Origin of the sequence: Tengunoibacter tsumagoiensis (assembly GCF_003967535.1) — a bacterium.
GTDB lineage: Bacteria > Chloroflexota > Ktedonobacteria > Ktedonobacterales > Ktedonobacteraceae > Tengunoibacter > Tengunoibacter tsumagoiensis.
Window position 1 is genome coordinate 151,168 of sequence record NZ_BIFR01000002.1, and the last position, 23,966, is coordinate 175,133.

A 23,966-nucleotide genomic window follows, 5' to 3' on the forward strand; every position below is an offset into this window, starting at 1 on the left:
GATACGATCAATTATGGCTGATTTAACGCTTGCCCAACGCGCTCAACTGGCACAGCGCCTGACGAAGAAGATACAGAAAAAGCCGCTGGAGACAGCGGCCCCACCTGTACAGCAACGGATTCCGGCTCAGGATCGACCTGAAGAACCGCCACTCTCCTTTGCTCAGCAACGCCAATGGTTTCTGGATCAACTAGATCCGAATAGCTCTCTCTACACCATTCCTATTAGCTTACGCTTGCTTGGTCCTGTTCAGAGTGAACTGCTTGAGCAGGCGTTGCAGCAGTTAGTGTTACGTCATGAGAGCCTGCGCACAAACTTTCCAGCCCGAGATGGTCAGCCCTGGCAACAGATCCATACAGAGGTTCTCTTTAAACTTCCCTGTGTTGATCTCCGGTCCCTTGCAACACAAGAGCGCGAGGGCTATGTGCAGAATATGGTCCGGCATGAGATTGAGCGTCCCTTCCAACTGAAGGATGGGGCCCTCTTTCGTGGGCTGCTTATCCGTTTGCAGGATGAAGACTATGTGCTTGTTTTGAGTATGCACCATATTATCTCTGATGGGTGGTCGCTTGGAATCTTGCAGCAAGAGCTCAGTCTTCTTTATACCGCGCTCTGCCAGAAGCAGCCTCCTGCTTTGCCTCCTCTGCCGCTTCAGTATGCAGATTTTGCCTTATGGCAACGATCCTGGTTGCAGGGAGCGGTGTTGGAGCGGCAGATTGCGTACTGGCGTCGGCAACTTGCTCATCTTGCGCCGTTAGAACTGCCCACGGATCGCCCGCGTCCACCCTTGCAGTCATTTGTAGGGGCTGCTCAGGATCTGCTGTTGCCTCAAGAGCTCAGCCTGAAACTCAAACAGCTCAATCAGAAGAGCGGCACAACCCTCTTTATGACCCTGCTGGCAGCCTTTCAACTCCTGCTTGCGCGGTATAGTGGTCAGAAGGATATTGCGGTTGGCACCCCTATTGCCAATCGCACGCGAATGGAGCTTGAGGGCCTGATTGGCTTTTTTGTGAACACGCTGGTGCTGCGCAGCGATCTAACGGGAGATCCAACCTTCCTTGAACTTCTACAACAGGTTCGCGAGCGTTCCATGGAGGCGTTTACCTATCAGGATGTGCCGTTTGAAAAGATTGTAGAGGCCGTTCAGCCAGTGCGAGATCTGAGCCGCGCCCCCCTTTTCCAGGTGATGTTTGCTGTTCAGAACATGCCCCAGATGCGGCAGCAGATGCAAGATCTCACCATTCAGCCAGTCATCTATCAGACCTCAACCGCCAAGTTTGATCTGAATATGAGCATTAGCGAGACGCCTGAGGGGCTGCACTGTGTCTTAGAATACGCCACAGCCCTCTTTGATGAGCAGACTATTGAACGGTTTTTAAGCCATTGGCAGATACTGCTACAGGCGATTGTCGCTCAGCCAGAGGCAAAGATTCATCAATTCTCCGTCCTCTCAGAGAGTGAGCGACAACAGATTCTCGTTGGATGGAATCGCAGTCTGGCTCCTCGCTCGCCCCTTTTTCTGCATGAGACTTTTGATGCTCAGGTTCGTCAGCAGCCGAGAGCCACAGCCGTCATCTTTGGGCAGGAGCATGTGACATATGAGGAGCTCAATCAACGAGCCAATCAGCTCGCCCATTATCTGCGCCGTCAGGGTGTTGGGCCTGAGAAGCTGGTTGGCGTCTGCCTTAAACGCTCGCCAGCTATGTTGATTGGCCTGCTGGCGATTCTCAAAGCGGGAGGAGCGTATGTCCCTCTGGACCCGGAGTATCCAGAGGCTCGATTGGCGTTTATGGTACAGGATGCTCAGCTCTCAATCGTTCTGACACAGACAAATTGCCTGTCAGTCTTGCCTCTGGCTCAGACGACCTATCTCTGCTTAGACGCTATGTGGGAGATCATTGCCCGTGAGCGCGACGATAATCTCCATACTTCCCTGGCTCCTCATAATCTTGCCTACTTGATTTATACCTCAGGCACAACCGGGACCCCCAAAGGGGCGATGCTCACGCAAGGGGGATTGATGAACTATCTGACCTGGGCGGGTCAGTATTACCAGGTGAGCCGTGGAAGTGGATCGGCTGTCCATTCCTCGCTTTCATTCGACCTGACGATTACCAGTCTCTATCTTCCGCTTATTCATGGAAAGAGCGTCGTCCTGGTCCCTGAAGAGCCAGGGATTGATGCTCTCAAGAGAACCATCGCTGCCCATCCCGAGCTCAGTGTCTTAAAGATCACGCCAGCTCACTTGAAACTGTTGACTGCGGCGCTCTCTCCGCAAGAGATGCACGCGATCAAAAGCACTCTTGTTATTGGAGGAGAAGCATTAACGGGCGCGAGCCTTGAGCCATGGCTCACATATGCACCGTCTGCACGTTTCATCAACGAGTATGGTCCAACTGAAACGGTGGTTGGAAGCTGCATCTTTGAGGTAACGCCGGACACGGTTGAGCCAGGAAACCTTCCCATTGGACGGACTATTGCTAATATGCAGCATTATGTCCTGGATGCGACATTACAGCCAGTGCCAATCGGGGTGATCGGTGAACTCTATATTGGAGGCGAGGGGGTTGCTCGAGGCTATTTAGGGCGGCCAGCTTTAACGGCTGAGCGCTTTATTCCCAATCCATATGGGCTCTCTGCTGGAGAGCGTCTCTACAAAACGGGAGATCTTGGACGTTATCGAGCGGATGGCACGCTTGAGTATCTTGGCCGTACCGATCAACAGGTTAAAATTCGCGGCTATCGTATTGAGCTAGGTGAGATCGAAACAACCCTTGAACAACATCCTGCTGTGCGGGAGTGTGTTCTGCTCTTACGGAAAGACGCAGCGGGCGAGCAACAGCTCCTTGCTTATATTGGCATTGGGGGCATTGGGGGCATTGGGGGTATCGGTGGGCGTAAACAGGGGTATGATCTCACTGAGCTAGAGCTACAACGCTTCTTACATGACCGTCTCCCTCCGTATATGGTGCCTGCACGCCTGATCATACGAGATGCCTTGCCTTTAACGACCAATGGGAAGATTGATCGCCAGCAACTGGCTCAATGGTCATTGGATGAGGAAGAGCCGGACGATGAGATCGCGCAGCCACGAACGGCTATCGAAGAACTATTGATTGGTATCTGGGCACAAGTGCTGGAGCGCAAGCAGATCAATCTGCGGAAAAGCTTTTTTGAACTGGGGGGACACTCTCTTCTGGCGACGCAGGTCGCCTCCCGGCTCAAAGAGGTCCTTCATATTACCTTACCTTTAAAAGATCTGTTTGAGCATCCTACCATTGGACAATTAGCTGCACAGATCGAACGGTTTCAGCATCGTGAGCAAGGCTCAGGATTTGAACAGATTCCCATTGTTGAACGACAGGCGCGTTTGCCGCTCTCATTTGCCCAGCAACGGCTCTGGTTTCTGGACCAGCTAGAGCCTGAGAGCTCTCTCTATACTATTCCCCTCGCCCTGCGCCTGCAAGGTGATCTCCAGCGTGGGCTATTAGAAGCGTGCATTGAACAGCTTGTGGAGCGCCATGAGAGTCTGCGAACGGTCTTTCCTCATGAGCGAGGCAACCCTTATCAATTGATCCAGACGGCTGCTCCCCTGCCACTACGGTTTATGGATCTGCGAACCTCGGCTGAGCTAGAGCGCGAAGCGTATGCACACCAGCTCTTATGGCAGGAGGTGCGGCGTCCCTTTTCTCTAGGCGATGGGCCCCTTTTCCGAGCTCTGTTGCTTCAATTGCGGGACGATGAGTACCTGCTTGTCTTCAGTATGCATCATATTATCTCTGATGGCTGGTCTGTTGGTGTGCTCTTACGCGAACTCAGTCAGCTTTATACTGCGCGTGTGAATGGACAGCCTGACCCTCTGGCGCTCTTGCCGGTTCAGTATGCAGATTTTGCACAGTGGCAACGTAGCTGGCTGCAAGGAGAGGTCCTGGAACGGCAACTGACCTATTGGCGGCAGCGTCTGCATGGCCTGGAGCCATTAAATCTGGCGACAGATCGGCCACGACCGGCAGCGCAGACCTTTGAGGGGGCCATTGTAGAAGCCGTGTTGCCCGCGGCCATCAATCAGCGTCTCTCCACACTCAGCCAGCGCTACCAGGTCACTTTGTTTATGACCTTAGTGGCAAGCTTCCAACTCTTATTAGCACGCTATAGCGGACAGGATGATATCGCCATTGGGACACCGATTGCGAACCGCACACGAAAAGAGCTGGAAGGCTTGATCGGCTTCTTTGTCAATACCCTTGTCCTTCGAACAGACCTCTCGCAAGATCCGACCTTCCCACAAGTGCTTCAACAGGTGCGCGATCGAGCTTTAGAAGCGTATACGCATCAGGATGTCCCCTTTGAAAAGCTCGTTGAAGCTCTGCAACCGGTGAGAGATCTGAGCCGTTCGCCGCTGTTTCAGGTGATGTTTGCCTTTCAGAATCTTCCTCCAGTCCAACCTTCATTACAGGGCTTAACGGTCCAGCCCGTGGATTACGAGACGACAACAGCCAAATTTGAGCTGAACCTGAGCGTAAGCGATCTAGGTCAAGAGGGCTTACACTGCACCCTTGAATATAACAGCACGTTGTTTGAGGCACGTACTGCTCAACGTCTCCTGGAGCATTGGCAGCGGCTGCTTATGGCTATTCTTGAGCAGCCCGAGCAACGGATAAGTCAGTACACGCTGTTGTCCAGCTCGGAGCGTCAGCAGATCCTCTGGGAATGGAATCAGACCGAGAGACAGTATGGTCCTCCTACCACATTGCTTGATCTTCTGACCACTCAAGCCGAACAGGTCCCGGATGCAATTGCTGTCTGGTCCGAGGGTGCCGCGATCAGCTATAGTCTGCTGCATCAGAAGGCTAACCAGCTTGCCCGCTATCTCCAGGCCGCTGGACTGCGAATCGATCAGCCCGTAGGTATCTTAATGCAGCGTTCGCTGGAGATGGTGATTGGCCTTGTCGGGATCATGAAGGCAGGTGGGGCCTATCTACCGCTTGATCCAACCTATCCACAAGAGCGCTTAGAGTACATGCTGCACGATGCACAGGTCTCTCTCTTGCTGACACACCAGGCGGTGCATGAGCAGCCTCCTCAGAGCACAGCTCGTAGCATTGATATCGAGCGGGATTGGCCCATGATCGCCCTGGCCAGTTCCGGGCCGCTGGCTCATCAGCTTCAGCCAACCAGCGCAGCTTATATGATCTACACCTCCGGCTCGACGGGGAGGCCAAAGGGAACAATCATCTCTCATGAAGGGATCTGTAATCGCCTGCTCTGGATGCAAGATGCGTATCAGCTTCAACCATCCGATCGTGTGCTTCAGAAGACCCCTTTTAGCTTTGATGTCTCCGTCTGGGAATTCTTCTGGCCATTGCTTGTGGGAGCACCACTCGTCATGGCGCAGCCAGAAGGACACCGCGATACTGACTACCTGGTAAGCCTGATTGCTGAGCAGGCTATTACCACCCTTCACTTCGTCCCTTCTATGCTGCAACTGTTTCTGGCCGCCCCGGATCTACAGCGCTGTTCCAGCGTACAACGCGTCATCTGTAGCGGTGAGGCCCTACCGTTCTCGCTACAAGAACACTTCTTCCGGCAGATGGATGCACAGCTCCATAATCTCTATGGTCCCACCGAGGCTTCGGTTGATGTCACATACTGGGAATGTCAACGTGAAAGCCCTCTGACAATCGTGCCCATCGGGCGGCCCATTGCAAATATTCAGATGTATATCCTTGATCCTCAACTGGAGCCAGTGCCGGTCGGGGTTCCAGGCGAACTCCTGATTGGTGGTATTGGTCTGGCTCGTGGCTATCATCAGCGGCCTGAACTAACAGCCGAGCGCTTTATTCCTGATCCGCATAGTGATCATCCCGGTGCCCGTCTCTATCGTACCGGGGACCTTGCTCGCTATCTGAATCATGGCGTTATTGAGTATCTGGGCCGCTTAGATCAGCAGGTGAAATTGCGCGGGCTCCGGATCGAACCAGGCGAGATTGAGGGCGCTCTACTCAAGCATCCAGCGATTCAGGCCTGCGTTGTCGTCATGAAGGAGAATGCTGCGGCTCAGAAGCAGTTGATTGCTTACCTTGTTCCATCCAGCGAGACGCCAGCGCCGACCAGCGCTGAACTGCGTAGCCTGCTCTTACAAGATCTTCCCGAATATATGGTTCCGGCGCGAATGCTTTTTCTCAGTGAGCTTCCGCTGACCCCTAATGGCAAGGTTGATCGTAAGGCTCTGCCATTGCCAACTGCTCAGGCAGAGGAAGAAGGAGACAATTTTGTCGCTCCTCAGCTGGAGGAAGAGATAACGCTGGCCAGGCTTTGCGCCAGACTATTAAGGAGAGAGCGCGTTGGGATGCAGGATAATTTCTTCCGTCTGGGTGGAGATTCATTGCTGGCCCTACAATTTGTCGCTCAGATTAATGAGCTGTTCCAGGTCAAGTTAGCAGTTCGTGCTATCTTTGATACCGTAACTCTAGGAGATCTTATGCAGGTCATTGTGCAGGAAATGATCAAGCGAGTTGATCACGAGCAGCTTCAACAACTGCTGGAGGAGATCGAGAACCTGCGTTAATCCGAGTTAATCTGTATAAGAACAATGAAGAGCCGCTTCAACTACTGCGTTGAAGCGGCTCTTCATTGTTCTGAATCGTTCTTAATAGGAGATGGGGTCTAACAGAGGGTGCGTGACTTCAACCAGGCGGAGTTGATGAGGAAATGAAGGAAGGTTATGAGAGGGGAACCACTCATCATGAAAGATAGAAGAAAGATAATTTTCACCACGATCGGCACAGACGCAGACAGCTCGTTTCAGCGTCGGATGAAGAGCGAGATAGCGTGTACAGGCGGCCAGGACTGCTCCACTGGAGCCACCAACCATGAGCCCGGTCTGAGCAGAGAGGGCGCGGCAGAAAGAGAAAGCCTCCTCATCAGTGACCAGCAGATGGGTATCATATAGTTCTGGCTTCAGAAATTGGGAGGGGCGAGAAGAGCCAATGCCTGTAAGCTTGCGTGGAGCAGAGGGCGTTCCAAAGACGACTGATCCATACGCATCGACGCCAATGATCTGTGTCTGAGGGCTGACCTCACGAAAAAAGCGCCCGATACCAGCGAGCGAGCCACCCGTAGAGACAGAGATAAAGATAACATCGACCTTATGCTCCATCTGTTGATAGATCTCAGGGCCAGTCTGTGTATAATGGATGGCTGGATTGGCAGTATTATGGTATTGATTGGTCCAGACCAGAGAAGGGTGTTCCTGACAGAGCTGCTGAATACGAGCAAGTCGTGACAGAAGGTAGCCACCATTGAGATCGGGCTGCGTCACAAGTTCGATCTGAGCTCCAAAAGCCTCCATCTTGGCGCAATTTTCAACCGTTGTCTTGGGATCTACAACCGCAATAAAGCGATAGCCACGAGCCTTACATTGAAAGGCGAGAGCGACCCCCAGGTTCCCAGAGGTAGATTCAATAATCGTTGCTCCAGGCTCAAGGAGACCCCGATCCTCTAGATCCTCCAGGAGCGCATAGCCGGTGCGATCCTTCATTGAACCCGTAGGATTGGCCCCCTCAAGCTTGAGATAGATGAGCTGTTGAGACTGAGCATCCCGATACTCAATTGGTTGAAGAGGGGTATTGCCAATTGTTGAGGCAAAAGCTTTTAGTTGAGCCGCTGGTAGCCCTGCGAGTGCCAGTATATTCACGAATCATACTCCTTCTAGAGAGAAGTAACGGCAAAAGGTAGAAGAGAAGCAGACAGGTGTAACCAGTAAAGAAACAGCTCTATGCCTTTATTCTCAAAGGAGGATAGAGCTGTTTTGCATCTCTTTTAAGAGGGCAATATCATGTTTCACAAAAGGAAAGCATTCATACACAAAAAGTATACTGTCAGACAGATGGTAAGCTCTATCCTCTTACGAAGTATTTCTTGCTGTTGAGAAGAAGGAGGGCCGCTCATAACAATGTGTATTGATCTACATATCATCTGCTTCTGTAAAGCAGAGATAATTACTCTGCAAAAATACTCTATTGGGAGATTTTTGAAGGGAGAAAAAGAATATATACTTATAGAAATGAAGTCGTTCAGCTTTAGAAGCATTGTTCTGGCAGGGAATTGATTATGAAGGAGAGCTTCATACAGTTTTGTAACACATTTGACGTACTTTGGAAGTAGTATGCGAGTATCCTATGAGTAGACCTTCATGAAGGGGGTTCACCACCCGGCATGAAGACTCCGTTTTCAGACGAGAGAAAGAGTAGCCTGATCAGATTGATTCTGTTTGCTGATAGGGCCCTGGAGCATGGCTGTCTCCAGAACTTCTGGCTTTGGGCATGCTATTCTTGAATGGATGCGTATTAGAAGAGATGGATAGATAAGAAAGACGAGAAAGACACAATGTATTCAGAGCAGCAGTCGATGAACGAGACACGCAATACGAATAACGATCCACGTGAGCAGCAGTATTACGCACCTGGATCGACGCGACAGCGAGCCCCGAAAAAGCGTTCTGGGAAGCGTTTCAAGCAGACCTTGCTCGTGATCGGGCTGGTCATCGTCGTGGGACTGGCGATCTTTGCCACCCAGGTATCCTATAATTCTGAGCAGGTGACTCTTCCAACACAGACGGTGCATGTGCAGGGACATAGTACTGTCACCATCTCTGGAGGGATTGGCTCAGTCACCGTCCATACGGGAACCGGTGATACTGTGGTTGTAAAGAGCTCAAAATATGTGCATGGGCTGGGATCGAGATTTGACGAGATGCAGGTCCATGTAGACCAGAATGGGAATAATCTGGATATTCATGCTGACGAAGGCTGGGGCATGTTTGGAGCCCGTGGCATTATTCTTGATGTGACGGTGCCAGCTGATACCGCGTTGTCGGTGCATACCTTCTCTGGCTCAATCACCGCTCAAGATCTTCACGGGGCCTTCCATGCTGATTCATTCAGTGGAAGCATTGATGCCACTAACTTGACTGGCAAAGTAGATATTGCAACGACCTCTGGGAGCATCGATTTAGAGCAGAGCCATCTCCAGGGCGATACCTCGATCAAATCGGTCAGCGGTGCCGTTGCCTTTAATGGTGATCTGGCCACAGATGGAAGCTATACGGTGAATACCGTGAGTGGCTCAATTGCGCTGGTCTTGCCCTCAGATGCATCGTTTACGCTACACACATCGACAACCTCAGGCTCATTGCACAACGCCTTTGAATCGGAGACCGTTGGTAGCGATCCTCATGCTAAAATCGACTTTAGCACTGTGAGTGGGAGCATGGCTATTGATAAACAATAGCCTCTCCGGCTAGAACGCCCTCAAGACGTGCACGAACACGTTTCGAATGTCTGCTCAAACTGGCCCCGGAGTTGCATTCATACGATTTCCTGGAAATCAGATGGATGCGACCCCGGGGCCAGCTTGAGCAGACATTCCTTTTTCAACGCTCTTTAATGCGAGACCTGGAGTTGAGCGGTCTGTTCGATCTGTTCGCGTTTACGAGCGATATTTTTGATATGTGTTTTAAGGGTGGTATTGGCAATATGTAAATGTTTGGCGATGCTCACACGGTCAATACCCGAGCGCAGAAGCGTAACGATCTCGCGCTCACGGGGAGTTAACAGCTCATCCTTGATATAATAGGAATTTTTACTATCAAAGATGCAGCGCATCAACAGTGGCGTGAGTGTTGGCTCAATCAAGAACGACTGCTTGCTGATATGAAGCGATGAGCGCAGGAGATCTCTGGAGGCATGAGGAGTAAGATAGCCCAATGCGCCCGTATCATAGGCTGTCTTGAGATCGGCCAGATTAGGATTATTGGCGATCACGACACACTTCTCTCGATAGATGGAGAGCCGTTCCGTCATTACTGATTGATTGATAATAATTAAATTCACAGTATGTGCATCTTTTTCAACACTGTCGCGGAGCATACTCGCTTCATAGACGGCGGAGACGCTGGGATCATTCTCAAAAATGCTCCGTAATCCAGCTCGGACAATATCGTTTGGCTCAATTATTAAGAGTAGCAATCCCATTTCTTTGAGCTCCTTCTCACTCTAGTGTTTGACATTGTATTGAATGACCGGGCTATTTGACCAGGTCTTGTTAGTAGAAGGATAAAGAAATGAAGTTCAGAAAAAGTTCGCACTGAATTCGCATTCCTGAGCAGGGAGAAGGCCACTTTTTCTCTTCTTCACGCCCCAATAAAAATGACTGGCCCCTCAAACAAGAGGGGCCAGTCAGGTTCCGACACTATTTTGATCCTGTCACGAAATTAGCTGGATCAACCTGGTTTAGCCAACCAGACTCAATGTATCATCAGGAGCTGGTGCGGTCACGGGGGTCCGATCCTCCGTACCCTTCTTGCGAGCGAGCCGATCCTTGATATTCTCCACCGTGACATACAGAGTTGGAACGAGGAGAAGCGTCAAAAATGTGGATGAGCTCAGCCCGCCAATGACGACGATTGAGAGCGGCTTGGAGATAAACATACCCGATGGACTCAGCCCAACCGCCATTGGGAGCAGGGCAAAGACGGTGGCAAGCGCCGTCATCAAGATTGGGCGCAGGCGTTGGGTTGCACCCATGATCACGGCATCATAGGCCGAAGAACCAGTGGCCCGAAAATGGTTCACGCGATCAATCAAGACGATGGCATTTGTCACGACGATTCCAATCAACATTAAGAAGCCGATCATCGCGGGTAAGCCCAGGGCCGTCTGGGTGACAAACATCAGGAGCAGCGAGCCGATGCCTGCGAACGGGATCGCAACCAGTAAGATCAGCGGCTGGACAAAACTGCGGAAGGTCGCAATCATGACAATAAAGACCAGCACTACAGCCGCCCCAAGTGCCAGATAGAGATCGTTAAAAGCCTCAGTCATCTGCTGAGAGGCTCCTCCCTGGCTGACAGTAACTCCGGCAGGGAGCTTCAGAGCATTGATCTTTTGCTGAAGCTCGGCAGTAATTCCTCCCACGTTCTGATTGGTCACCTCAGTACTGATCGTTGCGGTGCGATCACCGTCCAGGTGGGCGATGATGGGAGGCTCCAACGTACGATTGACATCGGCGAGATCGCTTAACGCCACCGTCTTCCCCAGCGGACTCGGAATCTGGAGCGCTCGTAACTGTTCAATGGTGGTAGCAGTGGGTCCTAATTGAAGATCCACATCCAGCTGTGTATCATTGAACGTTACTTTTGTAGCTGTGGCACCGGTATAGATGGCACGAATATACTGTCCAACCTGGGCAGTACTCAGGCCATTCTGACTGGCCTTCTCTGGATTGACATGAATATCGATCAGTGGAGCAGCCCCCGCGAGATCGCTGGTTGAGTTTTTTGTATGTGCAGTATTGCTAAAGGCAGCTAGAATCATCTGGGTCCCTTGTTGAAGTACCGTACTATTGGGTGCCTGCACCTGAAATTGAATCGTGCTATTCTGTGAATCCTGTCCTGCCAGCGTAATTGTGCCAGCTCCCTGGATCTGCTGCAACTGCTCCTGCAATTTTTTCTTGATTGCCACCTGATCAGCATCGGGATCAGTTGTGAGATAGGTTGTATTGACCACGTCACCATTGCCATTCAGGCTCTGGCTCCCCGATTGGGTATAGATCTGATAGGTCTTGACTTCAGGAATTCCTGCGAGCACATCCTCGATCTTTGTTGCCGCCACACTGATCGTTGTCAGATTACTGCCAGGAGGAAGGCTCTGATTAATGGAATAGGTATTCTGGTTCATGGAATCAAGCAGGTTGGTGGGGAGCGTTGTAACCAGAGCAACCGAGCCACCCAGAAGCAATACCGCGATAGCGATAGTGATGATACGATGAGTGATGACCCATTTCAATAAGGGGGTATACCCCTTTTCGAGGAACGAGGGACGTGGGTGTCCATCGGCTGCGAGATGTTTCTGGCGCGTATCAGCCTTTAAGAACCAGTAAGAGAGAAGCGGAATGACGGTGAGCGAGACCAGCAGGGAGGCCAGCAGTGCAACGGCCACCGTAATAGAGAAGGCCTTAAAGTACAGGCTGACAAAGCCACCGGCAAAGCCAATGGGAAGAAAGACGGCCACTGTCGTAATTGTTGAAGAGGTGACGGCCCCTGCCACTTCCTGAACCCCTGCCAGGACCGCGCTCTTTTTCTCCTCGCCCAGATTGAGGTGGCGATAGATGTTCTCCAGGACAACAATTGAATCATCTACGACACGACCAACCGCGATGGTGAGACCCGCGAGCGTCATAATATTGAGTGAATAGTTCTGAACTTTCAGTCCGATGAGGCCGATAATGACCGACAATGGAATCGAGATTGCCGTCACCAGGGTTGAGCGCAACGAAAGTAAGAAGAGCAGAATGACCAGGATGGCAAAACCCGCTCCCAGTAATCCTTCGCGTACCAGCCCATCGATTGACTGTTGAATAGCGGGAGCCTCGTCGTCAACAATCCAGACGTGTGCCCCTGATCCCAGTTGTTGCTCGATGGAGGCAAGTTTTGCACGAATATCATGCGAGATCGTGACCGTATTGCCACTGCTCGTCTTGGTAATTCCCAGTCCAATGGTTGGCTGCCTGTTTGTGCGTGTGAAGGAGGTAGAGGCTTCAACACTCAAGGTCACCGTTGCGATATCGCTGAGCTTCACGGAAAGGGAGCTGCCATCCGATGCCCTGGATGCTTTTTGTCCAACGGTCAGATTCTGAAGGTCTTGCAATGATTGGAATGTATTGCTCACACGGATTGGTGAGCTGCTATTGGTCTCGTCCAGTGAGCCAGCTGGTAGTGAGATATTGTTGTTTTGTAGCGCTCCCTGGATCTGATCAAGCGAGATACCATTGGCCTGCATCTTTGCACTATCCAATTGGATTGCCACGATCTGATGGCGCAGGCCAGTCACATAGACATTGGCAACGCCATTGATTCCTCTGAGCTCAGGCACAATCTTTTGTTGAAGATCATTGGCGAGATTCTCCTGATCGCTCGGGGCAGAGACGGCCAGGTCCATCATGGTCAGAGCATTGAAATCGTAGACCTGCACCTGTGGCGTGGCATCCTTGGGAAGATTCCCTTTTACCTGATCGATGCGTTCCACCAGATCTTGTTTGGCCTGAGCCATATCTGTCCCATAGGCATACTGCAAGGTGATCCCTGAGAGCCCCTCACCTGTACGTGAGCTCAGCACTTTGACTCCGGCCAGCCCTTTAATGCTCTGCTCTAAGGGGATCGTCACATCTTTTTCAACAGTGGTTGGCGAGGCTCCTATATAAGGAGTAACGACCGAGATGACCGGAAAATTGATTGCGGGGAGCGTCTCCTGGGTGAGTTGCGGAATCAGATAAATGCCAACACCCAGAAGAGCCAGCGTGAGAATAATGACAATACTTTTGTTTGCCAGACTGAGCCTGGAAAGGAAAGACATGCGTGTACTCCTTTTATGTGATCATAGCTGGAACAGCAAGAAATAGGTAATCATGGTTGGAACAGCAAGAAGTAGGCGATCATACCAGGAACAGCAAGAAGTAGGCGATCATACCAGGAACAGCCAGAAGCACTCATCTGCTGACTGCTGTAAGGTAGCCGGACAGACTGTGGTGACTCAGCGGCAGAGCTGGAGACCTTTTCCTTGTCTGACAGCCTCCTGATAGATGCGAGCGGCTAAGGCAATATCTTCGATTGCCAGACCAAAAGGGTTGACGAGCAAGATCTCTTCTGGGGTACGTCGTCCTATGCGTTTGCCTGTGATGAGGTCACCCAGTTGCGCGTCAATCTTGCGCGAGAAAGGTCGCTGTTCTTGTTCTGAATCATCTGGTCCGATCAACTGGCCCGCACGATACATTCGTCCCAGGAGCCGCCGGTGATCGCTTTTCACCAGATGCCAATCATCCACAATGACCGCATCGGCCTGCAAGACCACATCCGGCAGGATATCGTCGAGCGAGACATTCACGACAATGGTCCCTGGCGAGAGCCATTGATAAGGGATATAGCCAGTTGTGGTAGTGGTGACCGGTATGACCAATTCTGCCTCAGCAATTGCCATTTGCGCTGACGCGGATTGCTCAAAGGTTACCTGATGTTCATGAAGAAGCCCTGCAATCCCTTGCGCGAAGTGCTGGCTCCGTTGGGCATCCAGATCAAACAGGGCAATCTTCTGTAAGGTGGGAAGACGTTTCACCAGCAGCTCGATATGAGCCTGCGCAAGGACCCCAGCTCCAATGATTGCTACCTTCTTAATGGGTCGGCCCTGAAGCAGATCGACAGCGAGCGCGGTTACGCTTGCCGTTCGTAAGCTTGAGAGATAGGCTCCTTCCAGAATAGCGTTGATCCGTACTGTAATAGGATCAAAGAGCAATGTGAGCCCATTGGCGCGTGGTAGGCCGCGTTGGGGATTAGCTATATTTCCATTAATAATTTTCGTGCCTGCCGCTGTTAGCTCACCACCAACGTAGGCTGGCATATTCAAACTCCGAACGGTTTCGCCAAGCGGATTCTCCCAGCCCAGATAGGCTTCATCTGGAAGAACCGTCTGCTGGAGACTATGTAGCCGAAAAACCTCTCGAATGATAGCTACAGTGTCTATCGTGGAGCAAAGCTGTTCAACATCTTTTCTACACAGGTAGAGAAGAGATTCATCATTGCTACTCAATGGTGCTGACTGCCTTTCTTTCTGCACATTGAGGTCATAGAAAAAGAGGCCTGAATGATGCAGAAGGGGGGGTCTATCTGGAATGAAGACGCTGTTCGAACGATCAAAGCGAGCGATGTGAGAGCGAAATGACCATGCTCCGCCATCGCAATCAGACATGAGCGTCCTTTATTGTGACAGAGAGAAGTATACCGTTCACGACTTGCCAGGGGGAAGCTCCCTGGTGAGTATTTTTTTCGCTCATATGGGAGGAGAAAAAGGAGGAGGAGGACTACCTCCTCTCAAGGCATGCCAGTAGTATCTCCTCCTATTCTCCCTGCCAAAAATCCTCCTTCGGGTGGATTGTGCCCTTCAGGACCGATCAGGTACAGTTATCACTGTATTCGCAGTGACCTGTCATGATAGCGAATGGCGGAGCATGGCCAGCTCCCAGAAGCCCTCTGGCCGATCCTACCCTGTGCTCTCAACCATTTCACCAGATGATCCTCATCACAGCACCATCGCTCTGTCGCATTAGCAGCAACCAGTGTTTGATGATTGCTTCGAATGGAGAAGTGGTGAGACAACCTTGCTAGTACATGTGATGGGTGCAAATAGTCCTCATCATAGATAAGGAGCGTTATACAATGTCCAGCGATGAAAAAAACGATACCATGTTATATACCGTTGTGGCTAATCACGAAGAACAGTATTCCATCTGGTTTGCGCAGAGAGCGTTGCCAGCAGGCTGGCGTGAAGTGGGCAAACAGGGCAAAAAAGATGAGTGTCTGGCCTATATTCAAGAGGTCTGGACCGATATGCGTCCCCTCAGCCTGCGCCAGCAGATGGTCTCTTCATCGACAGAAGTGAATAGATAGCTGAACGATTAACAAGAACAAGGAGATTTCAGATGGATACACTTGTGCAGCGTCTGGCTGAACGTCCGCAGCCAGTGACGGTTGGTGGTCCTCGCCCGAACGTGCAGGATTTTCAACAGCGGCTCGAACAGATAGGCTATGTCTTTATCAAATTCACAGACACTCGGGGTGGAACCGATCTAGGTTTTAAAGTTGATAAGGGGGCCACAGATCTGAGTGGGGCCCACTTTGCTCAGGCGAGCGGAATTGCCCATGTGGAAGGGACCCTGACCCTCAACTATCAGAAAGTGCGTTGCATTGCTGATATTGATCTTGCCACCCTTCAAGGGACAGGAAATCTTGTACTGTAAAAAGGAAGCAGCTATGAAATTCTTTGGAAGCCCGAACGGAGTCGATCAATGGCGGATATGATAGCCAGGCCGGAAGAAGAGCTGGCACCAGCCAGATATCTCCCACTTTTGACGCTCTTTGTTGCAAATTTTATCTCCTTTGCTGGCAGCATGTTGACGATTGTCGCCATCCCCTGGTTTGTTCTTCAGACGACGGGGAGCATTATTCAGACTGGCATTACCGCCTTTTTTACCACGGTTCCAACCGTTCTCTCAATGGCATTGGGAGGTGTCCTCGTTGAACGCATCGGATATAAGCGTGCGAGCGTCATTGGTGATTTTGCGGCGGCGATAGGCGTTGCGCTCATTCCTCTGTTCTACCATACGGTTGGGCTCCCATTCTGGGGGCTGGTCACTTTCGTGTTTATCGCAACACTGCTCAATGGTCCTGGTGGGACCGCCCGGTTAGCGCTTGTACCCGATCTCGCGAAAGAGGCGAAGATGCCCCTTGAGCGCGCAAATTCCATTAGCCAGGGTGTCTCTCACCTGGCTGGCATCATTGGAGCCCCCTTAGCAGGTATCCTGATTGCGTTTTATGGATCAAGTAATCTGCTCTGGATTGATGCGTTGAGTTTTCTGATCTCTGCCATCATCGTTGCCGTTGTGATCCCCTCTCCTGCGCTTCGTCCTCGTGAGGCGGTTAGCAATCAGCCGGAAAAGCAGGCAGAGCCAAAAGCGCCGACGAATTTTCTTGCTGACTTTCAAGAAGGCGTTCGTTTTATTCTCCGCGATAGTGTCACAGCGATGGTTTTACTCACCATTGCCGTCACAAATATGCTCGATGTAGCCCTGACTTCAGTGGTTGTTCCGGTCTATGTCAAGCACTTTTTTAATAGTGCAGTGATATTAGGGTGGTTGAGTGCAATCTTTCTGGGCTTTGCCTTTCTGGGCACCGCTCTCTTTGGCGCGATTGGTCATCGCTTACCACGAATGCTGACGCTGGCGATTGCGTTTGTCATCATTGGCCTGCGCTACTGGGTCTTTGCCTGGACGCCATCTCTGCCCTGGCTACTGATCATCTCTGCCGTCTCCGGCCTGGCCTCAGCCCCTTTAAATCCCATTATCTTTACGATGGCCTATGAGATTATCCCTGACCATATGCGAGCGCGAGTATTAGGGGCAGGCATGGCGGTAACCGCCCTGGGCATGCCTCTGGGGACGCTTGGCAGCGGCTACTTGATCTCCTGGCTCGGCCTTCCCACGAGCCTGATCCTTATGGGAAGTGTCTATCTTCTTGCAACCCTGAGTATGCTGCTCAATCCCTCTTTCCGCAAATTAGAGAAAGTACGGCTGCAAGAGAAACATGCCGCCGAGCCATCCCCGGCCGCCTCAATTGGTTTGCAAGAATAGTCTGCGTTGATGATCTATCCATAGTGTATTGATGAGTCATTCGTGAGTAATTCGCGTGAGTAATTCGAAGGAGAGAGTGATGACAAATGTGCAGACGCGAGGATCGCGCCTTCCTGGACGTAGTCTTGTTCGACCCTCGGCTGCTCGTCCGGTCAATGGACGTTCGGCGAGTGCCCCCACGGATTTTTATCTGTTTAGTCAGCTTTTAACTGACGAAGAGCGTCAGATCCGTGATCGGGTCCGAGCATTCTGTGATCAAGAAGTGATTCCCGTGATTAATGATTATTGGGAGCGTGGCGAGCTTCCGTTTCCTTTACTGCCAAAGCTCGCCGAATTGGGGATTGCAGGCGATACTATCGAGGGCTATGGCTGTCCAGGTATGAGCCGTACTGCCGCCGGTTTTCTCTTTGCCGAGCTCTCGCGGGGCGATGGAAGCCTGAATGCTGTCTTAGGAGCTTCCTGCCTGGCTATGTATGCGATCGCGCTCAATGGCTCTGAGGAGCAGAAGCAGCGCTGGCTGCCAGGGATGGCAAAGCTAGAGAAATTTGGAGCCTTTGCAGCAACGGAGCCAGATCATGGTTCAGATGTGATCAATATGGAAACGAGAGCCCATCGCGAGGGGGATGATTGGATCTTAAATGGCTCCAAGCGCTGGATTAGCAATGCCTCTTTTGCCGATGTGATTGTTGTCTGGGCGCGTACCAATACAGAGCAGGTAAATGCCTTCCTGGTAGAAAAAGGTACGCCAGGTTTTGACGCGCAAGTCATTAAAAGTAAGCTCTCCCTCCGAGCTGCCTGGCCAACCCATATTACTTTGACCAATGTGCGCGTTCCTGCTGCCAATCGTTTAGTCCATGCTCAGAGCTTTAGTGATTCCATGAAGACGCTGAACCTGGGGCGATATCGGATCGCCTGGGCGGCAATTGGGCATGCTATGGCCTGTTATGAGTATGCTCTTGCACATGTGAAAAAGCGGAAACAATTTGGCAAGCCCCTGGCCAGCTATCAACTGGTTCAACAGAAACTTGCGCGAATGCTCTCAGAGATCACGAGCCTCCAGGCATTGTGCTATCGTCTGGGTCAACTTATCGATGAAGGGCAGGCAACGTCGGCGATGATCTCATTGGCGAAGATGCAGACCACATTGCGGGCTCGCCAGATAGCGGCGGATGCGCGTGATCTGCTGGGCGGCAATGGCATTTTGCTTGAAAATCATGTCTGTCGGCATATGGCTGATCTGGAATCTGGCTTTACTGCCGAAGGAACAGATCATATGCAGGCTCTTACCATTGGTCTCGAAATCACTGGCACCCAGGCCTTTTTTTAAGCATGTGTATGGAGGGCTCTTTTCGCAGGCTTCCTCATCGTAAGTGAAAGAGCCTTCTTTAGCCTGAGGAGACAAGAGAAGTTATGATCGAACAACGTGAAATTACTCCGTTCACCCTACCAGCAGAGCATCAGACGCTGATTGATGTGTTGCACTGGCGAGCGAAAACGCAGCCCGATCGGCAGGCTTATATCTTTCTGGCGGATGGCGAGAAGCCAGAGATCCCGCTTACCTATGCTGAACTGGATCGGCAGGCGCGGCTGATTGGGCAGACCCTACAGAGCCGTTTTCCATTGGCTGAGCGGGCTCTATTATTATATCCAGCGGGATGCGAGTATATTACCGCCTTCTTTGGCTGTCTTTATGCAGGCATCATTGCTGTTCCCGCCTATCCACCTCATTCTAACCGCTCTCTCCATCGTATCCAGTCGATTGTTGATGATGCGCAGGTTAAAGTTACACTGACGACCGAGGCCTTTCTGGCGAAATCTGGTCGCTGGTTTACCGCTGTGCCCGAGCTGGCCGAACTCCAGTGGATTGCGACGGATAACTTGCAGGCAACAGATGAAGAGTGGACGCCAGGCGCTATCCAGCCCGAGCACCTGGCTTTTCTGCAATATACATCGGGTTCAACCAGCACTCCTAAAGGGGTTATGGTGAGCCATAGCAACCTCATGCACAATTCAAGCATGATTCAGGGACATTGGGGCCAGAATGAGGAGAGCGTCGGCGTCTCCTGGCTACCAGTTTTTCATGATATGGGGTTGATTCTAGGGGTGTTGCAGGCACTTTACGCTGGCTATCCCGCAATCTTGATGTCGCCCGCAGCCTTTTTGCAACGGCCTCTCCGTTGGCTGCAAGCTATTACACGCTATGGAGCAACAAATACCTGTGCCCCTAATTTTGCGTATGAGCTCTGCGCTCAACGTATTACTCCTGAAGAGAGAGCGGAATTAGATCTAAGCACATTGCAATTTGCTGTGACTGGCGCTGAACCAATCCGTCTCGAAACGTTGCAGCGCTTTGCAGAGGTGTTTGCTCCCTGTGGTTTTAAGCCAGACATGTTTTATCCTGCTTATGGCCTGGCTGAGGGGACGCTGCTGGTAAGTGCGAAGGCCGCTGGTGCCTCGGTAAGTACCAGATACTTTGATAAGATTGATTTAAAGCAGAATATTCTGGTTGAAGTTGCACAAGAAGACCCTGAGGGGCAATGTATCATTGGATGCGGTTCTGCCGAGGCCGGTCAGAAGATTGTCATTGTGAACCCGGAGACGTTAGAAGCATGTGGATCAGATGAAGTAGGAGAGATCTGGGTCTCCGGTCCAAGCGTTGCGCAGGGCTATTGGCAGCGACCTGAAGAGTCTGAGCAGACCTTCCGAGCCTATCTAGCGGGCACAGGAGAAGGGCCATTTCTGCGCACCGGAGATTTTGGTTTTCTGCAACAGAACGAAGTGTTTATCACTGGCCGTCTCAAAGATCTGATTATTATTCGTGGTCAGAATCATTATCCCCAGGATATCGAACGGACGACTGCGTTGAGCCATCCTTCGTTGCGCATTGATTCGAGTGCAGCCTTCTCAATTGAAGTAGCGAGCGGTGAGCATGGAGCTGCTTCTGGCGCGACCGAAGAGCGTCTGGTCATCGTGCAAGAGGTATTGCGCCATTATGATGATGTCAATGACATTTTTGCGGCGATTCGGCAAGCGGTAGCGGAGGCGCATGAGCTGGAAGTCTATGCCATCGTCCTGATTAAATATGGCAGCATTTTAAAGACATCGAGTGGTAAGATTCAGCGTCGAGCCTGTAAAGCGAAGTTTCTTGCAGATGAGTTAGAGACGATTGCCAGTAATGTCTTAAGAAGCTCTGCCCCGATTGCTCAACCATCCCGAAAAAAGTTTTCACGTGATGTGCTAAGTGTTGCCGGATATGAGGAGAGTTATACCCTCTTAGAATACTATATGTTAGACCAGCTCAGCCAGATCTTAAAGGTAGATCGTCAGGAACTGGATACGGATTCGCGCCTGAGCTCGCTAGGAATCGATTCGCTAAAAGCTGCTGAATTAAAAAATCGTCTGGATGGGGACCTTGAGCTAGACCTGCCTATGCCCAGCTTTTTCCAGGATAGCTCGCTGCATGAACTCCTGCTAGAAATTCTTGATGCGTTACGCGAAGCTGCCCCCTTTCAGAAGGGTCCGGCGCTGGTGCGCGTTCCGGATGAAGATACCTACCATCATCTTTCTTTTAATCAAGAGCAGTTATGGTTTCTGGATCAACTGGAGCCACAGAGCTCCCTCTATAATATTCCTGTTGCCCTACGCTTACAAGGCGAATTAGACGTCAGGGCCCTCGAGCGGAGTGTCAACACTATTATAGAGCGTCACGACAGTCTGCGAACCACATTTGAAAACCGCAATGGATCTCCAGTGCAGCATGTGGCGGAGCCCAGGCCGATCCAGATTCCCGTCCTTGATCTGCGCTCATTGCCAGACGACGAACGCGAGTCCAAAGCGTTTCATCGTGCTACTGAGGAGGCTCATCTTCCCTTTGATCTGACCACCGGGCCCTTATTGCGCCTGACACTGTTGCAATTAGCGGCGAATGACCATGTTTTATTGATGACGATCCATCACAGCATCGCCGACGAATGGTCGTTAGGCGTCTTCTTTGAAGAACTTAGCGCCCTGTATGAAGATCCGGATGTGGAGCTGTACGATGTTCCCTTGCGTTATCGTGACTTCTCAAGCTGGCAACGTCACCTGCTCTATTCAGAATATGCAGCCGAGCAACTGAGCTATTGGAAACAGAAGCTACAGGATCTTCCCATCTTAGAAATCCCGATCGATCATCCTCGCCCGCCAGTTCAGAGTCATTCGGGCCGTACCGCTTCCTTTACCCTGTCAGAGGAACTGACAGCGCAGTTGAAGCAGGTGAGCCGTCAGGAAGGGGTAACCCTGTTTATGACTCTATTGGCCTCCTTCCAGATCTTGCTTGCTCGCTATAGTGGGCAGCGGGATATTGTTGTTGGCACGCCGAGCGCGAACCGCAGCAAGACAGACCTTGAGGGGCTGATTGGCTACTTTGTCAATATGCTGGTTTTGCGCACCGATCTCTCGGGATCGCCAGGATTTCTTGAGGTTCTTGAACGTGTGCGAACAGTCTGTCTTGAGGCCTACTCGCATGCTGATCTTCCCTTTCGCAAATTTGTCGAGGAGCTGCAACCCCAGCGCGATCTGAGCCGCAATCCTCTGTTCCAGATTTTCTTCACCGTTGGAAGCAATCTCTCGGAGAGCCTTGTTCTGCCAGGATTGGAGGTAACGACCTTTGAATGGGAGAAGACCACGGCCAAATTTGATCTGGGCGTAAGTCTGGTCGAGGGGATGCAGGGGCTGAACGGTTCGATTGAGTATAGCACTGACCTGTTTGAAGAAGCAACAATCGTCCAGCTCATTGAGAACTGGCAGGTCCTCTTAAAGGCTCTTCTTCTCGAGCCAGAGCGCTCCATCGAGACGCTTCCTATCCTGACCCAGACCGAGCAAGAGACCCTGTTGACCATCTGGAATGCCACCGAGTCTGCCTATCCTGGCGAGAAACCTTTGCATGAACTGGTAGAGATGCAGGCCCAGCGGACACCTGATTCGATTGCAGTCGTCTTTGAGTCTGAATATCTCACCTATCAGGCGTTGAATGAGCAGGCTAATCGCGTTGCTCATCGTCTTGTCGACCTGGGTGTCCAGCCAGAGACCCCTGTCGGACTCTTCCTTGAGCGCTCGTTGGATCTCGTCGTGGGCCTGCTGGCAATTCTGAAAGCTGGTGGCGTCTATCTTCCACTAGAGCCAACCTACCCTCAGGAGCGACTGTCCTTTTTGCTGGAAGATGCTCAGCCCATCGTCATTCTGACCCAGGAAGCGTTTCTTACAGAGCTGCCCTCACAGCGTCAGGGACATCATCTCCTCTGTCTGGATCTCGAGCCATTTGTCCAGCAGAGCGCCGAGCCGATTGGGCGTCAGGTGAGCTCTGATCAACTGGCCTATATCATTTATACCTCTGGCTCAACTGGGCGGCCCAAAGGCGTACAAAACACTCATCGAGCGATCAGCAATCGTTTGCACTGGATGCAGCAGCAGTGGCCGTTGCAAGCTGATGACCGGGTTGCTCAGAAAACGCCCTTTAGCTTCGATGCCTCATTGTGGGAGCTCTTTGTTCCCTTACTGGCGGGTGCGAGCGTTGTGCTTGCACAGCCTGGTGGTCATCAAGATACAGGGTATCTCGTCTCGTTTGTTCAGGAACAAGCCATTACGGTCCTCCAGCTCGTTCCATCCTTATTGCAAGCGGTCTTACAAGAAGAAGGATTTGCGGCGAGTGCCAGCTTGCGCCGTGTCTTCTGCGGTGGAGAAAAGCTGTCATTGGAGGTGGTGCAGCGCTTCTCCCGCACGCTTTCAGCCAGCCTGATCAATCTTTATGGGCCGACAGAAGCCTCTATTGATGCGACGAGTTGGAGCTGCGATGCAGAGGCTGACTTTGTGCCGATTGGCCGACCGATTGCGAATACGCAGATCTATCTGTTGGATGAGCAACTGGCCCCAGTCCCTCATGGAGCCAGCGGACAGCTCTATATCGGAGGGAGTGGCCTGGCGCGTGGATATCTCCATCGTCCAGATCTGACGGCTGAGCGTTTTATTCCGCATCCTTTTTCTGAACAGCCAGGACAGCGGCTGTACGATACTGGCGATAAGGCGCGCTATCATCGAGATGGCTTGATCGAATACCTGGGACGCGAGGATCAGCAGGTAAAAATTCGCGGCTATCGTATCGAGCTTGGAGAGATCGAAGCCCACCTCGCTCAACATCCGGCTGTGCGCCAGGTTGTGGTTGTAGTGCATGAAAATCAGCAGCATCAGCCGCAACTGGTCGCTTATGTTCAGCTCCATGAGAAGGCTTACCCTCAGACGCTGGCTTTCCATCACTTTCTGTTTGAGCGGTTGCCCTACTATATGATTCCTTCGCACTATGTGCAGATTAGTAGCCTGCCCCGGCTGACTAACGGCAAGATCGATTACAAAGCCCTGCCCGAACCAACTGCTCCCCCCTCGCTCACTCCAGTTGCGAGCGAGAACAGCTTGACGCCTGAGGAGGCCTTGCTTGAGGATATCCTTAAGCGCGTGCTGGGTGTGGATGCGGTGAGCAAGCAGGACAATTTCTTTGCCCTGGGTGGACATTCTCTGCTGGCCACCAAAGTAATTAGCCAGCTTCGCGAGCGTATCCAGGTCAGTGTCCCCCTACGCTTGCTCTTTGAAGCCCCAACCATTGGCGAACTGGCCCAACGTATTCAAGAGCTTCGCTGGCTCCAGACGGCTAGCCTGTCTGCTCTCCCTGATGAAGAGCGAGAGGAGGGGAGCCTGTAAGG

The 23,966-nt window shown here is 51.7% G+C and carries 11 protein-coding genes; 7 read left to right on the forward strand and 4 right to left on the reverse strand.

Annotated features, from left to right (window positions below; genetic code table 11):
- Nucleotides 1-13: 13 nt before the first annotated feature.
- A complete protein-coding gene (locus tag EL628_RS21585; RefSeq protein ID WP_126582084.1) occupies nt 14-6,568 on the forward strand; it encodes a non-ribosomal peptide synthetase in 6,555 nt (2,184 codons plus the stop codon).
- Between the two features lie 81 nt (nt 6,569-6,649).
- Here EL628_RS21585 and sbnA read toward each other — a convergent pair whose 3' ends face one another.
- Nucleotides 6,650-7,696, reverse strand: coding sequence for a 2,3-diaminopropionate biosynthesis protein SbnA (sbnA, locus tag EL628_RS21590; RefSeq protein ID WP_126582085.1), 1,047 nt, complete (start codon nt 7,694-7,696; stop codon nt 6,650-6,652).
- Between the two features lie 692 nt (nt 7,697-8,388).
- On the opposite strand from sbnA, the gene EL628_RS21595 reads away from it, so the two are divergent.
- On the forward strand, nt 8,389-9,291 hold the full coding sequence (locus EL628_RS21595; protein WP_126582086.1) for a DUF4097 family beta strand repeat-containing protein: 903 nt from the start codon (nt 8,389-8,391) through the stop codon (nt 9,289-9,291).
- A 152-nt stretch (nt 9,292-9,443) separates the two neighbouring features.
- Here EL628_RS21595 and EL628_RS21600 read toward each other — a convergent pair whose 3' ends face one another.
- The 3 genes from EL628_RS21600 to EL628_RS21610 all read right to left on the reverse strand — a co-directional run bounded on the left by EL628_RS21600 (nt 9,444) and on the right by EL628_RS21610 (nt 14,798).
- Nucleotides 9,444-10,034: a LuxR C-terminal-related transcriptional regulator gene (locus tag EL628_RS21600; RefSeq protein ID WP_126582087.1), complete on the reverse strand. Its 591-nt coding sequence runs from the start codon at nt 10,032-10,034 to the stop codon at nt 9,444-9,446.
- Between the two features lie 258 nt (nt 10,035-10,292).
- Nucleotides 10,293-13,412, reverse strand: coding sequence for an efflux RND transporter permease subunit (locus EL628_RS21605; RefSeq protein WP_126582088.1), 3,120 nt, complete (start codon nt 13,410-13,412; stop codon nt 10,293-10,295).
- Nucleotides 13,413-13,589: 177 nt separating this feature from the next.
- Nucleotides 13,590-14,798 (reverse strand): ornithine cyclodeaminase family protein, encoded by a 1,209-nt coding sequence (locus tag EL628_RS21610; RefSeq protein WP_126582089.1) that lies wholly within the window; start codon nt 14,796-14,798, stop codon nt 13,590-13,592.
- 467 nt (nt 14,799-15,265) lie between these two features.
- Here EL628_RS21610 and EL628_RS21615 point away from each other — a divergent pair, with 467 nt between their 5' ends.
- From EL628_RS21615 to EL628_RS21635, 5 genes are all read left to right on the forward strand, one after another.
- On the forward strand, nt 15,266-15,496 hold the full coding sequence (locus EL628_RS21615) for an MbtH family protein (RefSeq protein WP_126582090.1): 231 nt from the start codon (nt 15,266-15,268) through the stop codon (nt 15,494-15,496).
- A 32-nt stretch (nt 15,497-15,528) separates the two neighbouring features.
- Nucleotides 15,529-15,846 carry an MbtH domain protein gene (locus EL628_RS21620; RefSeq protein WP_126582091.1) on the forward strand — a complete coding sequence of 106 codons (318 nt, stop codon included), beginning with the start codon at nt 15,529-15,531 and terminating at the stop codon, nt 15,844-15,846.
- A 48-nt stretch (nt 15,847-15,894) separates the two neighbouring features.
- Nucleotides 15,895-17,235, forward strand: coding sequence for an MFS transporter (locus EL628_RS21625; RefSeq protein ID WP_126582092.1), 1,341 nt, complete (start codon nt 15,895-15,897; stop codon nt 17,233-17,235).
- Between the two features lie 79 nt (nt 17,236-17,314).
- Nucleotides 17,315-18,562 (forward strand): acyl-CoA dehydrogenase family protein, encoded by a 1,248-nt coding sequence (locus tag EL628_RS21630; RefSeq protein WP_126582093.1) that lies wholly within the window; start codon nt 17,315-17,317, stop codon nt 18,560-18,562.
- Between the two features lie 83 nt (nt 18,563-18,645).
- Nucleotides 18,646-23,964 (forward strand): non-ribosomal peptide synthetase, encoded by a 5,319-nt coding sequence (locus EL628_RS21635; protein WP_126582094.1) that lies wholly within the window; start codon nt 18,646-18,648, stop codon nt 23,962-23,964.
- Nucleotides 23,965-23,966 lie beyond the last annotated feature (2 nt).